Origin of the sequence: Vibrio sp. SCSIO 43009 (genome assembly GCF_023716525.1) — a bacterium.
In the GTDB taxonomy this organism is placed as follows: Bacteria; Pseudomonadota; Gammaproteobacteria; order Enterobacterales; family Vibrionaceae; genus Vibrio; species Vibrio alginolyticus.
Genome location: NZ_CP071842.1, coordinates 497,866 through 511,118 on the forward strand (window position 1 = coordinate 497,866; position 13,253 = coordinate 511,118).

At 45.9% G+C, this 13,253-nt stretch carries 13 protein-coding genes; 3 read left to right on the plus strand and 10 right to left on the minus strand.

What is annotated here, in order from left to right; translation table 11 throughout:
- Positions 1-132: 132 nt before the first annotated feature.
- Positions 133-834, minus strand: coding sequence for a YggS family pyridoxal phosphate-dependent enzyme (locus J4N43_RS02395; protein ID WP_062730830.1), 702 nt, complete (start codon positions 832-834; stop codon positions 133-135).
- 28 nt (positions 835-862) lie between these two features.
- Here J4N43_RS02395 and J4N43_RS02400 point away from each other — a divergent pair, with 28 nt between their 5' ends.
- A complete protein-coding gene (locus tag J4N43_RS02400; protein WP_005381015.1) occupies positions 863-1,903 on the plus strand; it encodes a type IV pilus twitching motility protein PilT in 1,041 nt (346 codons plus the stop codon).
- A gap of 30 nt (positions 1,904-1,933) precedes the next feature.
- A complete protein-coding gene (locus tag J4N43_RS02405; protein WP_005381016.1) occupies positions 1,934-3,040 on the plus strand; it encodes a PilT/PilU family type 4a pilus ATPase in 1,107 nt (368 codons plus the stop codon).
- 61 nt (positions 3,041-3,101) lie between these two features.
- Here J4N43_RS02405 and ruvX read toward each other — a convergent pair whose 3' ends face one another.
- The 8 genes from ruvX to metK form a co-directional block, all read right to left on the minus strand.
- Positions 3,102-3,527 (minus strand): Holliday junction resolvase RuvX, encoded by a 426-nt coding sequence (ruvX, locus tag J4N43_RS02410; RefSeq protein ID WP_005381017.1) that lies wholly within the window; start codon positions 3,525-3,527, stop codon positions 3,102-3,104.
- 35 nt (positions 3,528-3,562) lie between these two features.
- A complete protein-coding gene (locus J4N43_RS02415; protein WP_005381020.1) occupies positions 3,563-4,126 on the minus strand; it encodes a YqgE/AlgH family protein in 564 nt (187 codons plus the stop codon).
- A 128-nt stretch (positions 4,127-4,254) separates the two neighbouring features.
- Positions 4,255-5,205 carry a glutathione synthase gene (gene gshB, locus J4N43_RS02420; protein ID WP_005381021.1) on the minus strand — a complete coding sequence of 317 codons (951 nt, stop codon included), beginning with the start codon at positions 5,203-5,205 and terminating at the stop codon, positions 4,255-4,257.
- Between the two features lie 14 nt (positions 5,206-5,219).
- Positions 5,220-5,951: a 16S rRNA (uracil(1498)-N(3))-methyltransferase gene (rsmE, locus tag J4N43_RS02425; protein ID WP_053350809.1), complete on the minus strand. Its 732-nt coding sequence runs from the start codon at positions 5,949-5,951 to the stop codon at positions 5,220-5,222.
- A 113-nt stretch (positions 5,952-6,064) separates the two neighbouring features.
- Positions 6,065-6,760, minus strand: a complete 696-nt coding sequence (gene endA, locus J4N43_RS02430; RefSeq protein WP_017635582.1) for a deoxyribonuclease I — start codon at positions 6,758-6,760, stop codon at positions 6,065-6,067.
- A gap of 150 nt (positions 6,761-6,910) precedes the next feature.
- Complete coding sequence (locus tag J4N43_RS02435) at positions 6,911-7,408, minus strand: SprT family zinc-dependent metalloprotease (RefSeq protein ID WP_005381025.1); 498 nt, start codon at positions 7,406-7,408, stop codon at positions 6,911-6,913.
- Positions 7,409-7,476: 68 nt separating this feature from the next.
- Positions 7,477-8,274, minus strand: a complete 798-nt coding sequence (locus J4N43_RS02440) for a DUF2189 domain-containing protein (protein ID WP_042521290.1) — start codon at positions 8,272-8,274, stop codon at positions 7,477-7,479.
- 402 nt (positions 8,275-8,676) lie between these two features.
- The gene (gene metK, locus J4N43_RS02445) at positions 8,677-9,831 is read right to left on the minus strand and encodes a methionine adenosyltransferase (protein ID WP_005381027.1); all 1,155 of its coding nucleotides are present in this window, start codon (positions 9,829-9,831) and stop codon (positions 8,677-8,679) included.
- A gap of 315 nt (positions 9,832-10,146) precedes the next feature.
- Between metK and tkt the strand changes: the two genes are divergently transcribed.
- The gene (gene tkt / locus J4N43_RS02450) at positions 10,147-12,141 is read left to right on the plus strand and encodes a transketolase (protein ID WP_158159778.1); all 1,995 of its coding nucleotides are present in this window, start codon (positions 10,147-10,149) and stop codon (positions 12,139-12,141) included.
- 91 nt (positions 12,142-12,232) lie between these two features.
- Here tkt and J4N43_RS02455 read toward each other — a convergent pair whose 3' ends face one another.
- The gene (locus tag J4N43_RS02455) at positions 12,233-13,126 is read right to left on the minus strand and encodes a LysR family transcriptional regulator (protein WP_017633561.1); all 894 of its coding nucleotides are present in this window, start codon (positions 13,124-13,126) and stop codon (positions 12,233-12,235) included.
- Positions 13,127-13,253 lie beyond the last annotated feature (127 nt).

Here is a 13,253-nt window from a genome sequence, read left to right on the forward strand (position 1 = left end):
AATTTGTTGTGCGCTCAGGTGTATAATAGCGCCGCTGTTACTTACTGCTCCTATTGGCGAGTAAGATGATTGCGCATTTACGCTCTAACGATTGACGACATAACTTATGTCGCGAGTGAGCGTTTTGTTGATTTAGCTGTAGTCTCGTGCGCCGAAAATAGCGGTTCCAATACGAACCATTGTACTACCAGCTTCGATTGCAGCGGTCATATCACCACTCATTCCCATTGATAATGTATCGATTTCTGGGAACTGAGCTTCGAGTGTTTGCTTCAATGTGGCCAACTTCTGAAACTCATGAAGTTGTGATTCGTAGTCAGACACGTTGGCAGGAATCGACATCAACCCTCTTAAAGTGAGGTTGGGTAGGCGAGAAATCAACTCCGCAAGATCGAATACTTCCGCTTCAGTGACACCAGATTTAGATGTCTCACCACTGGTGTTAACCTGAATCAGAACTTGTAGCGGTTTAAGTTCGCTTGGCCGCTGATCATTCAGGCGTTGCGCAATCTTGGTTCGATCGATGGTGTGAACCCAATCGAAATGTTCAGCAACAAGTCGCGATTTATTCGATTGAATCGGGCCAATGAAGTGCCATTCGATTCGATTATCTGGATAATGCTCGGCAAAGTGCTGAACTTTACTGACGCCCTCTTGAACGTAGTTTTCACCAAAGGCGGTTTGTCCCGCTTGGTAGGCTTCGAGAATTGCCTCGACAGGTTTAGTTTTGCTTACCGCTAGAAGTTGCACTGACTCTGGAGTTCGACCACATTTTTGCTCGTCATATCGAATTTGAGAGGTGATATGTTCAATATTTTGTTGAATACTACTCATAGCTGTACTTTAGACTTAAGGATTTTAAATGGATATCACTGAGTTACTGGATTTTAGTGTAAAACATAATGCCTCGGATCTACATCTTTCTGCAGGTGTCCCACCAATGGTTCGTATTGATGGGGATGTAAGAAAACTAGGCATTCCAGCGTTTACACACCAAGAAGTGCATCGTTTGGTTTTCGAAATCATGAACGATGCCCAGCGCAGTGAGTTCGAAGAAAAACTCGAAGTCGATTTCTCTTTTGAGTTGCATAACGTTGGCCGTTTCCGTGTCAACGCTTTCAACCAATCTCGCGGTTGTGCGGCAGTATTCCGTACCATTCCAAGTAGCATTCCAACTCTGGAAGAGCTAGAAGCGCCAGAGATCTTCAAAAAAATTGCGAACGCTGAAAAAGGCTTAGTTCTGGTCACTGGCCCAACAGGTTCAGGTAAATCGACGACCTTAGCAGCCATTGTTGACTACATTAACCGTAATCACAACAAGCACGTACTCACAATTGAAGATCCGATTGAATTTGTTCACAACAACAATAAATGTTTGATTAACCAGCGTGAAGTTCACCGTGACACCCATAGTTTCCAAAACGCACTGCGCAGCGCATTGCGCGAAGACCCAGACGTTATTCTGGTTGGTGAGATGCGTGACAAAGAAACCATCAGCCTTGCCTTAACGGCGGCAGAAACGGGTCACTTAGTTTTCGGGACGTTGCACACCAGCTCGGCGGCAAAAACCATTGACCGTATTATCGATGTGTTTCCTGGTAGTGATAAAGATATGGTTCGCTCGATGCTATCTGAGTCCCTTCGTTCGGTTATCGCGCAAAAGCTTCTGAAGCGTAATGGTGGTGGCCGTATTGCATGCCATGAAATTATGATGGCAACGCCTGCGATTCGCAACTTGATCCGCGAAGACAAAGTCGCGCAGATGTATTCGATCATTCAAACAGGTGCGGCTCACGGCATGCAAACCATGGAGCAAAATGCTCGTCAGTTAATGGCGCAAGGCATGGTTGCTCGTGAAGAGGTCGATAGTAAGATCGGATTAGAAGTGCAGCAATTCTCGTAACGTTCATACAGATAATGGTGAATACGGAAGATGGATCTAGATAAATTTCTCGAAGGCATGCTGGCGCTGAAAGCGTCGGATCTTTACATCACGGTTGGAGCGCCAATTCTATTTCGTGTGGATGGCGAATTGCGTCCGCAAGGGGAAAAACTCACCGAGAGTGATGTGGCTGCATTACTCGATAGCGCTATGGAACCAGATCGGCGTCAGGAATTTCGTAAAAGTCGCGAGTCGAATTTTGCCATTGTGAGAGATTGTGGTCGCTTCCGTGTGAGTGCCTTTTTTCAACGCGAGTTACCAGGCGCAGTGATTCGTCGTATTGAAACCAATATTCCTACTTTTGAGCAGTTAAAGTTACCGTTAGTGTTGCAAGATTTGGCGATAGCTAAGCGTGGTTTGGTGCTGGTGGTCGGTGCTACTGGATCGGGTAAATCGACCACCATGGCGGCGATGACAGGCTATCGAAACAGCAATAAAACCGGGCACATTTTGACGGTCGAAGATCCGATCGAATTCGTGCATGAACACAAGCGCTGTATCGTGACTCAACGCGAAGTTGGGTTAGATACGGAAAGCTATGAAGTTGCGCTTAAAAACTCGCTGCGCCAAGCACCAGATATGATTTTGATTGGTGAGATCCGTAGCCGTGAAACAATGGAATACGCGATGACCTTCGCCGAAACGGGTCACCTGTGTATGGCAACGTTGCACGCCAACAATGCAAACCAAGCTTTAGAGCGCATTCTTCACTTGGTACCGAAAGATCAAAAAGAACAATTCTTGTTCGATTTGTCGATGAACCTAAAAGGCGTGGTTGGTCAGCAGCTGATCCGAGATAAAAATGGGCAGGGACGTCATGGTGTATTTGAGATCTTGCTAAATAGCCCACGTGTGTCGGATTTGATTCGTCGCGGAGATTTACATGAGTTGAAGTCAACCATGGCTCGCTCAAATGAGTTTGGTATGCTGACGTTCGATCAATCTCTTTATAAGTTAGTGATGCAAGGTAAGATCAGCGAAGAGGACGCACTACATAGTGCCGACTCGGCGAATGATCTGCGCTTGATGTTGAAAACGCAGCGTGGTGAAGCATTCTCTACGGGCAGTTTGGCAAACGTTAAGATCGATATGGATTAATCCAATCCAGAAACAAAAAAGGTTGGCAGGAGCCAACCTTTTTTCATTGTGCTTGAAGTGTTTACTCACCCCAAAGGGCTTCAAACCAGCTTTCTAGAATCACCACTGCTGACTGGCAGTCAACATTACCTTTCGATAGGGCTTTGTAGCCGCCCATGCTGAACAACTCCGCACGAGCTTCTGCAGTAGATAAACGCTCATCATGCAGTTCAACTGGCAATCCGTATCGGCCTTGCAGACGCTTAGCAAATTTTCGTGCACGAGGGGTTATGGTCTCAAGGTCTTTACCATGCAGATCGGTCGGTAAACCGACCACTAGCAAATCTGGTTGCCACTCTTTGATTTGCTTTTCGATATCGTCCCAGTTTGGAATACCGTCATTGGCTTTAAAGGCTTTTAATGGGGAAGCTGTACCAGTAATTTCTTGGCCAATAGCGCTACCAATGCTTTTGGTTCCAAAGTCAAAAGCCATAATTGTGCGTGACATAAGGTGTCTCTATCTAATGTAACTGTATATTTGGACTAAGCATGTCCAGAGTCTGCTGAAAGGTGACTTGGGTCGATACCCAGCTTTTCGACCGCTTTCTTCCAACGCTCGTTGATTGGTGTATTAAAGATAATTTCAGGCGTCGCTTCAATGGTGAGCCAAGAGTTTTCGACCAGCTCACTTTCTAATTGGCCTGCACTCCAACCGGAGTAGCCCAGTGCCACTAGGTAATCACTTGGTTCTGCTTCTGTTCCTAACACCGAAAGAATATCACGCGAAGTGGTTACCGCGAGGTCATCGGTCATTTGGACGCTGGACTCGTAGTAATCTTTGGGTTTATGCAAAATAAAACCACGATCTTCCGAGATTGGGCCGCCATTGTAGACTGGTCTATCTAGACTGGCTTCAAATAGGCGCGGGTGTACTGGCTGAACTTCCACCTGCTTGAGCATGTTGCCGACGGTGATATCAACAGGAGCATTGATCATCAGCCCCATAGCGCCGTCTTCGTTGTGCTCACAAACGTAGATCACGCTGTTTTGAAAGTACGGATCTTTCATCCCAGGCATGGCAACCAAAAAGTGATTTGTGAGATTCATACTCATACTGACCCTTAACTCTCGTAAATGCCCTTAAGCAAACATCATACAGTTTACCATCTAGGTATGTGCATGAGTTTGCTTAAGTTAATGTACTACGCTCTCTATTAACTGTAATACAGTTTGAGTTATTCGCCTTTTACTCGACGCTCAATCGCATCCATCAGCTTGCCTGTGATTGAGATATCAAAAGCTGCTTCAATTTCGCGAATACAGGTTGGGCTGGTGACGTTGATTTCTGTTAGCTTGTCGCCAATTACGTCAAGGCCAACAAAGATAAGGCCTTTTTCTTTCAATGTCGGAGCAACGGTTTGCGCAATTTTGAGGTCGGTTTCGCTTAGCGGACGAGCTTCACCAGTACCACCAGCGGCTAGGTTGCCGCGCGTTTCGCCTTTAGCAGGAATGCGTGCTAGACAGTAAGGCATAGGTTCGCCATCTACCACTAAGATACGTTTGTCACCGTTGCTGATATCTGGCACGAAGGTTTGCGCCATTGCGTAGTTTTGACCGTGGTTAGTCAATGTCTCGATGATCACAGAGACGTTTGGATCGTTTTCTTTTACACGGAAGATGGACGCGCCACCCATACCATCAAGCGGTTTCAGGATGACATCACCATGTTTTTCACGAAATTCTTTAATTTTCTCTGCTTTTCGCGTCACGATCGTTGTAGGTGTCAGCTCTGGGAACCATGCCGTAAACAGCTTTTCGTTACAATCACGTAAGCTTTGAGGCTTGTTAACGATCAGTGCACCTTGTTCTTCTGCACGCTCAAGGATGTAAGTCGCGTAGATGTATTCAGTATCAAACGGAGGATCTTTACGCATTAGCACCGCGTCTAGCTCAGACAGTTCGATAGTTTGCTCTGATTTGAACTCGTACCAACCGTTTGGATCTTCTTTTAGTTCTACCACTTTAGTATCTGCAATGGCAACGCCTTGATCGAGATGCAGATCATTCATTTCCATGTAGTGGATTTCATAGCCGCGTCGTTGCGCTTCAAGCATCATGGCAAAGCTAGAGTCTTTTTTGATGTTAATGGACGAGATTGGGTCCATTACGATACCGAGTTTGATCATTATTTTTCTCCGTTTTAACCAAGATCGCCGAAACGAACTTGTAAGGCTGTAATTGCTGTCAGAGCCGCTGTTTCGGTACGCAGAACGCGAGGGCCGAGTAGCGTTTCTTCAAATTGGTATTCTCGAGTCATCTCGATCTCTTCAGACGATAAACCGCCTTCAGGACCGATCAGTAGGCGCACTTTTTCAACCGGGGTTGGCAAAGTGTTGATTGAGTATTTAGCACGAGGGTGAAGGTTAAGCTTTAAACCATCGTACTCTTCTTTACACCACTCTTCCAAGCTCATAATTGGACGAATTTCGGGCACGACATTACGCCCACATTGCTCACAGGCACTGATGGCGATTTTCTGCCATTGCGCGAGTTTTTTCTCAAAACGCTTTTGGTCAAGCTTGACGCCACAACGTTCAGAAATCAGAGGAGTGATGGTATTGACGCCAAGTTCAACAGACTTTTGGATGGTGAACTCCATCTTATCGCCACGTGAAATGACTTGACCAAGGTGCAGATCTAAAGGGGATTCAATACTGCTTTCTACACGCTCGGTGATGTTAACCAAAACTGATTTCTTGCTGACTTCACTGATAACCGCTGGGAACTCTGCGCCACTGTCGTCAAAAAGGAGAACGTCTTGGCCTTCTTTCATGCGCAAAACACGACCGATATGGCCTGCTGCGTCGTCACTTAAAGCAAGTGAGCCAAGTTGATGAATGGTTTCTGGATGATAAATTCGAGGGGTACGCATGAGATTTCCAGCAAGAGAATAAACTTAAACCCTAACATGGATGCTTTGCACCGAAAAAACAAGGGGCAAGAAGCGTTTCAATATCAGTAATTGGAACGCTTCGAGGTCGGAGGTTACAGTGCGCGGCAGGCTTCTTGAACAAATGGGTTGTGATTGCCCTGTACTTTTGCAATGCGCTCGTCACGCTCACATTCCCATTTATCGACAGGATAGGTTTTGTTCCAAGCACTCATTAATTGCGTTTGCTGCTTCGACAGTTTGAAACCGTACTCTTTGCTCATGTATAGATAGGTACGAGCAATTGAGCCACGCGCACGGTCTGGTGGCATGACTTTACGCTGCTTAAAGTTCACTTGCATCTCACAGCGACCATAACTCACGCCATCCATACCGTTCCATTGGCTGAAGTTGTAGTTCGAACGGTCACCGTTTACTTCACCAATAGCAGGAGTTAGGTTGTGCAAGTCTGCTTCCATCAAACGAAAAGTTTTGTCTTTTTTCTTACAGTTTTTACGTCCGCCATCTTGCCAGCATTGACGCTGGTGGCCAAATTGCCACGCAGGAACAACGTGCTCCCATTCGATTCGTGCAGCCCGTTTTTCTTGTTTACGGACTTGGTAACCGCAAGAGGCTAAATCGGGTGAGCCTTTCTTGCCTTGCCATTGAATGTTACAGCCACAGTAGAAGCTTGTTGGGTGGTCTTGATAAATTTTGACCGCCTCACGTTTGGCTGCAGAGAATGAGCTCGGTGGCGCGGCAATCGCAGTGCTAGAAAGCGCGATAAGCAACAGAGAGAATAAGTATTTCATGATAAAAGTCTTTATAAAGTATGACTTTATTCATGATAACACGCATAAAATAGCTTTAGTGATGAGTAAGTTAACAATAAGTGGCGAAGGGAAGGTTTTGATCAACTCGATCTTTATTTTGGGAACGCAAGTAACACTATGAGGTAAGGGCTACGATAACTGAATACCGGTGAAGTTAAGTGGTTGGCGGCATTTTTGACAAGAGTACGTCGCCTCTTTGCGCAGCACTTTATTATGACGGCGAATCGATAGAGGGTAGGTCATACAACCACAACGATACTCAAAGGTTTTACCTTGAACGGATTTTACTTCAAAGCTGTGAGTGGTTTTGGCTGGTACGTTAAATACGGCTTCCATGACGCCTTTCCATTCTTTACCGTGAGGCCTAACTCGCCCGTAAACCTGATAAGTAATCAGGTGTGCTACTTCATGAGGAATGACTTCATCTAAGAATGCTTGGGTGTTTTCGCGAAATAAAACAGGGTTTAGGCGTACTTGATTTAATTGAAGGTAGGCTTTTCCTGCCGCTTTCCCACGGACGTCGAAGGTGATTGTTGGAATCGGGAAAGAACGTTTGAAAGCTTGTTCCGCCATCGCGATACAGCCCGCCATCACTTGCTTGGCTTTATAGCTGAGTTCTATATCCACAATTCACCTCGATAAATCAAATAAAAAAGCCCCCGCATTTGCGAGGGCCAGATCATAGCATCAGTTAATTATGGTGTGTGTTTTTTCTTGATGGTGGCATGGTAAGCGTGCCATGTACCGTAGCCTAGAATTGGCATGGTAAACAACATTCCGATCCCGTAGGTCGCAAAGCCGATAAGAATACCGCCACAGATGATCGCTGCCCAAACAATCATTGCTGGAATGTTGGATTTCACTGCATTAAAGCTGGTAAATACAGCGGTCATCATGTCTACGCGACGCTCCATCATGAGCGGAATAGAAAAGGCTGAAATGCTAAACACCACACAAGCCAAAACAAAGCCAACTAAAGAGCCGATGACAAGGAAGGGTAGGAACTCACTTAAAGGTGCCCCTTGAACAGAAGGGTAGAGCGCATGAAGTAGAGCGGCAATGCGCATCCAAAATATCATACACACTGCGAGTAACACGGCGAACGCCCATTGAGATGTTGAGTTACGACCGATCGCTTTCATTGAATGGAGCAAGCTTGCTTTGTGTCCGCGCTCTCTCTCCCAACTGGCATCATACAAGCCGAGCGCGAGAAACGGACCGATTAACATGTAAACAATCAAACTGGGCATGACGACCAAGTGTGTGCCTTGCCACTGTACGAGCAAAACAATGCCTATCGCAGCTGCCATAAAACAGATGCCATAGAAAGCACTAATAAGTGGCATTCGCACGAAATCATGCAGACCTAATGCTAGCCAATGAAAAGGTGCAGAAAGATTGACCGTATTGCACGGTATGGTTCTGGCGTATTCGTTGTCTGGCACTTCCTTTCGCTTGTTGTGGAAGTCCGATGGATTAACAGTTCGAGGCATAACTCCTCCTTGATTTATTCCCACATTATCCGCTTATACCAACTGACAGCGGTTTTTGTTCAGTCAAACTTGAAGCGACTTTTTCAAGTTTACATCTGAGCATTGGCTTAGTTTGGTATCGGCCATAAAGATGCCTGACTCATGTCTTTACTTAAGTGTTGCTTCCACAGTCGCCAGCATCCGACGTCTCTATTTAAATTGGAGTTAACAATATTTTAACTATTGGCGGAGATGGGATAATTTACAAATAATTGCTTAAAATTTATTCGGTATAAAAATGAGGGAGAAACAGGACTGCTTTGTGGGGCAGGGCGGTATGAGCCGAAATGGCTAGATAAAAGTTGCTGAAAATAAAAAGCCCCCACCATAGGCGAGGGCTTGATTGATTCTTGCTTGGCTTGATTATTTGATGCCAGCGAAATCGCGTAGAAGTGCAGCTTTGTCTGTCGCTTCCCACGGGAATTCTTCACGACCGAAGTGACCGTAAGCCGCTGTCTTCTTGTAGATAGGTTGAAGAAGGTTAAGCATTTCTTGTAGACCGTATGGACGTAGGTCGAAGAATTGACGAACCGCTTCAATGATGATGTCGTGAGATACTTTCTCAGTACCGAACGTTTCCACCATGATAGACGTTGGATCAGCAACACCGATTGCGTAAGAAAGTTGGATCTCACAACGGTCAGCCATGCCTGCGGCTACGATGTTTTTCGCTACGTAGCGTGCTGCGTATGCTGCACTACGGTCAACTTTTGATGGATCTTTACCAGAAAACGCACCGCCACCGTGACGAGCTGCGCCGCCGTAGGTATCTACGATGATCTTACGACCAGTTAGACCACAGTCACCCATAGGACCACCGATTACGAAGCGACCGGTTGGATTAATGAAGAAGTTTGTTTCTTTGTTGATCCACTCAGAAGGTAGCACTGGCTTAATGATCTCTTCCATTACCGCTTCACGCAGGTCTGAAGTTGAGATTGAGTCACAGTGTTGAGTTGAAAGAACAACCGCGTCGATACCAACGATGTTACCTTGATCGTATTGGAATGTTACCTGAGATTTTGCATCAGGACGCAACCAAGGTAGTGTGCCGTTTTTACGAACTTCTGCTTGCTTTTGAACAAGACGGTGAGAGTAAGTAATTGGCGCTGGCATTAGTACTTCAGTTTCGTTACAAGCGTAACCAAACATGATGCCTTGGTCGCCTGCACCTTGTTCTTTAGGGTCAGCTTTATCAACACCTTGGTTGATATCTGGCGACTGTTTACCGATTGTGTTTAGTACCGCACAAGAATCTGCGTCAAAGCCCATATCTGAATGTACGTAGCCGATTTCACGAACGGTTTCACGAGTTAACTCTTCGATGTCTACCCATGCTGAAGTCGTGATTTCACCACCCACCATTACCATACCGGTTTTAACGTAAGTCTCACATGCAACACGAGCCTTTGGATCTTGCTCTAGAATCGCGTCAAGAACCGCATCAGAAATCTGGTCTGCAATTTTATCTGGATGACCTTCTGATACTGACTCAGAAGTAAACAGGTGCTTAGCCATGTTAGCTCCACTATATCTGGTTTAAAACTGGGGAATGATAAACTCTCCAGCGCAAATTAATACTAATTTTTGTAGGTGTATCTACATCTAGACGTCTATTCTAAATTTGATTGCTCGAATTACAAGCTCTTTTTTGGTTTTTGTTATAACCAAACGTTTGCCTGATTTATTGATAATTTTAAGAACTTCGAACGATTTGGCGCGAAAGGTGCAATATTTGTGAGGTTTTGGACTGGAAAACGTTTGCACACCCAACAGGGCTTTGAGAGAATTATGACCTACTTTTCGTTTCGCTTAATGTACTCAGGAGCAGACATGTCGTCTCGTAAACATCTTGCCAATGCAATTCGTGCTCTAAGCATGGATGGTGTTCAACAAGCTAACTCAGGCCACCCAGGCGCACCAATGGGTATGGCTGATATCGCTGAAGTTCTTTGGCGCTCTCACCTAAACCATAACCCTTCAAACCCAGAGTGGGCCGACCGCGATCGCTTTGTGCTGTCAAACGGTCATGGGTCAATGCTTATTTACTCTCTACTGCACTTAAGCGGTTACGAGCTATCTATTGACGATCTGAAAAACTTCCGTCAATTGCACTCAAAAACCCCAGGTCACCCAGAGTACGGCTACGCGCCTGGTATCGAGACAACAACTGGTCCTCTAGGTCAAGGCATCACTAACGCTGTTGGTATGGCGATCGCAGAGAAAGCACTAGCGGCACAGTTCAACAAAGAAGGTCACGATATCGTTGACCACTTTACGTATGTGTTCATGGGTGACGGCTGTCTAATGGAAGGCATCTCGCATGAAGCATGCTCTCTTGCTGGGACGTTAGGTCTAGGCAAACTGATCGCGTTCTGGGATGACAACGGCATTTCTATCGACGGTCACGTTGAAGGCTGGTTCTCTGACGATACACCTAAGCGTTTTGAAGCGTACGGCTGGCATGTAATCCCAGCAGTCGATGGTCACGACTCAGACGCGATCAACGCAGCAATTGAAGCAGCAAAAGCGGACCCACGTCCTACGCTTATCTGTACCAAAACAATTATCGGTTTCGGTTCTCCTAACAAGTCTGGTTCGCACGACTGTCACGGTGCACCACTAGGTCACGATGAAATCCAAGCGGCTCGCGAATACCTAGGTTGGGAGTACGGCCCATTTGAGATCCCGGCAGATGTTTACGCTGAGTGGGATGCAAAAGAAGCGGGCGCCGCGAAAGAAGCAGCTTGGAATGAAAAATTCGAAGCATACGCTGCAGCTTACCCTGCAGAAGCGGCAGAGCTTAAACGTCGTCTAAACGGCGAACTTCCTGCACAGTGGGAAGAAAAAGCGAACCAAATCATTGCTGAACTTCAAGCAAACCCAGCGAACATTGCATCACGTAAAGCATCGCAAAATGCACTAGAAGCGTTTGGTCAAATGCTTCCTGAGTTTATGGGTGGTTCTGCTGACCTAGCGCCTTCTAACCTGACCATGTGGTCTGGTTCTAAGTCTCTAGAAACGGAGGACTTCTCTGGCAACTACATCCACTACGGTGTACGCGAATTCGGTATGACTGCTATCATCAACGGTATCGCATTGCACGGTGGTTTCGTTCCTTACGGCGCAACATTCCTAATGTTCATGGAATACGCTCGTAACGCAATGCGTATGGCTGCGCTGATGAAAATTCAGAACATCCAAGTTTACACGCATGATTCGATCGGTCTTGGCGAAGATGGCCCAACTCACCAACCTGTTGAGCAAATGGCGTCTCTACGTGTAACTCCAAACATGAGCACATGGCGCCCATGTGACCAAGTTGAGTCTGCAGTTGCATGGAAACTAGCGATTGAACGTAAAGATGCACCGACAGCACTTATCTTCTCTCGTCAAAACCTTGCGCAACAAGAGCGTACAGCAGAACAAGTAGCAGACATCGCGAAAGGTGCTTACATTCTGAAAGATTGCGAAGGCAAGCCTGAGCTAATCCTTATCGCAACAGGTTCTGAAGTTGAACTAGCAGTAGAAGCAGCAGCACAGCTAACTGCTGAAGGCAAGAAAGTACGCGTTGTTTCAATGCCATCAACAGATGCATTCGACAAACAAGACGCCGCTTACCGTGAAGCTGTACTGCCATCAGACGTAACGGCACGTATCGCTATTGAAGCGGGCATTGCTGATTTCTGGTACAAGTACGTTGGCTTCGACGGTCGCATCATCGGTATGACAACATTCGGTGAATCTGCACCTGCTGGTCAGCTATTCGAGATGTTTGGCTTCACGACTGAAAACGTAGTGAACACAGCAAAAGAATTGCTAGCGTAATTGCAGGACCGTCTAAACAGTCGAACGTAAACGACGATTGTTAAACGCTAAAGTTAGAAAGGCCATCATTATGATGGCCTTTTTATTTTTGTCAGGTTTTCCAACCTTGTGGAATGCTTTGGTGAATGCAGTCTAAAAGTACGGATAAGCGCAGTGGTGGTCGTCCTGCTGGTGTATAGCAGTTAATGGAAATAGGCTCAGAAAGCCAACCTTCTAAGCAAGGTGTGATTCGCCCTGGGTGATGTTTCTCATAGCCGCATGCTGTCCAAGTCGGCAGCAGTCCAATACCATGACCATTCGCGATACTGTCTATTTGCATTGCTATGTTGTCGCTGTATAACCGACTAACAAAGGGTTCTAAAAAGAACTCACCGTGTTGAGGGTGTGCTAGCATCAATCCATTTTCTTGCACTGAACCAAAATCGATCCATGGATGTGCTTCAAGTTCTTTGGGGTGCGGTATAGGCCCATGTTGTTTTAGATAATTTGGAGAGGCAAAAGGCGTATAGCGAAATACCCCCAGCACTTCTTTTCGCCAGTCTAGCTCTTTACGTTCACCGAGCCAGATGAACAAATCTGGGTCATGATGCGCCTCAGAAAAGTCACTGGTAAGTTGAACTCTAACATCGGGATTATCAGCAAGAAAACGATTGAGTACGCCGCCGAGCCAGCTTCTAACTAAGGCAGTGTGACAAACAATATGCAGTGGCCCTGAAACTTGGTTCGTTAAACCTTGCAGTGCATCATAACTCTCTTCGCTTAACTCAAGAATCTGGCGGCTGTAGTGGGCAAAGATCTCTCCAGCTCTTGTCAGAACTAATCGATTACCTTGTCTGGCGGTTAGAGCCTGACCGAAGTCTTCTTCTAATTGTGCCAAGCGACGACTTAGCGTTGATTTTGGCTGATTAAGGGCTTTAGCAGCGGCTGTCAAACTTTTATGCTGATTGAGCGCATCAAAGGCTCTAATTGATGCTAAGTCGTGCATATTTCTTTTACTCCTTACTGCGTTATGTACGAGTTCCATAAATGGAAAGAACCGTTCCATAACTCTCACTATACATCTCATTCTATTTGTGAATAATTCACTTTCGAAAATAATAATCATTATCAAT

Bases quoted from the DNA above. Each gene is read 5' to 3' on its own strand.
- J4N43_RS02395 (WP_062730830.1), bottom strand. From the start codon at position 834: ATGAGTAGTATTCAACAAAATATTGAACATATCACCTCTCAAATTCGA.
- J4N43_RS02400 (WP_005381015.1), top strand. From the start codon at position 863: ATGGATATCACTGAGTTACTGGATTTTAGTGTAAAACATAATGCCTCG.
- J4N43_RS02405 (WP_005381016.1), top strand. From the start codon at position 1,934: ATGGATCTAGATAAATTTCTCGAAGGCATGCTGGCGCTGAAAGCGTCG.
- ruvX (WP_005381017.1), bottom strand. From the start codon at position 3,527: ATGTCACGCACAATTATGGCTTTTGACTTTGGAACCAAAAGCATTGGT.
- J4N43_RS02415 (WP_005381020.1), bottom strand. From the start codon at position 4,126: ATGAATCTCACAAATCACTTTTTGGTTGCCATGCCTGGGATGAAAGAT.
- gshB (WP_005381021.1), bottom strand. From the start codon at position 5,205: ATGATCAAACTCGGTATCGTAATGGACCCAATCTCGTCCATTAACATC.
- rsmE (WP_053350809.1), bottom strand. From the start codon at position 5,951: ATGCGTACCCCTCGAATTTATCATCCAGAAACCATTCATCAACTTGGC.
- endA (WP_017635582.1), bottom strand. From the start codon at position 6,760: ATGAAATACTTATTCTCTCTGTTGCTTATCGCGCTTTCTAGCACTGCG.
- J4N43_RS02440 (WP_042521290.1), bottom strand. From the start codon at position 8,274: ATGCCTCGAACTGTTAATCCATCGGACTTCCACAACAAGCGAAAGGAA.
- metK (WP_005381027.1), bottom strand. From the start codon at position 9,831: ATGGCTAAGCACCTGTTTACTTCTGAGTCAGTATCAGAAGGTCATCCA.
- tkt (WP_158159778.1), top strand. From the start codon at position 10,147: ATGTCGTCTCGTAAACATCTTGCCAATGCAATTCGTGCTCTAAGCATG.
- J4N43_RS02455 (WP_017633561.1), bottom strand. From the start codon at position 13,126: ATGCACGACTTAGCATCAATTAGAGCCTTTGATGCGCTCAATCAGCAT.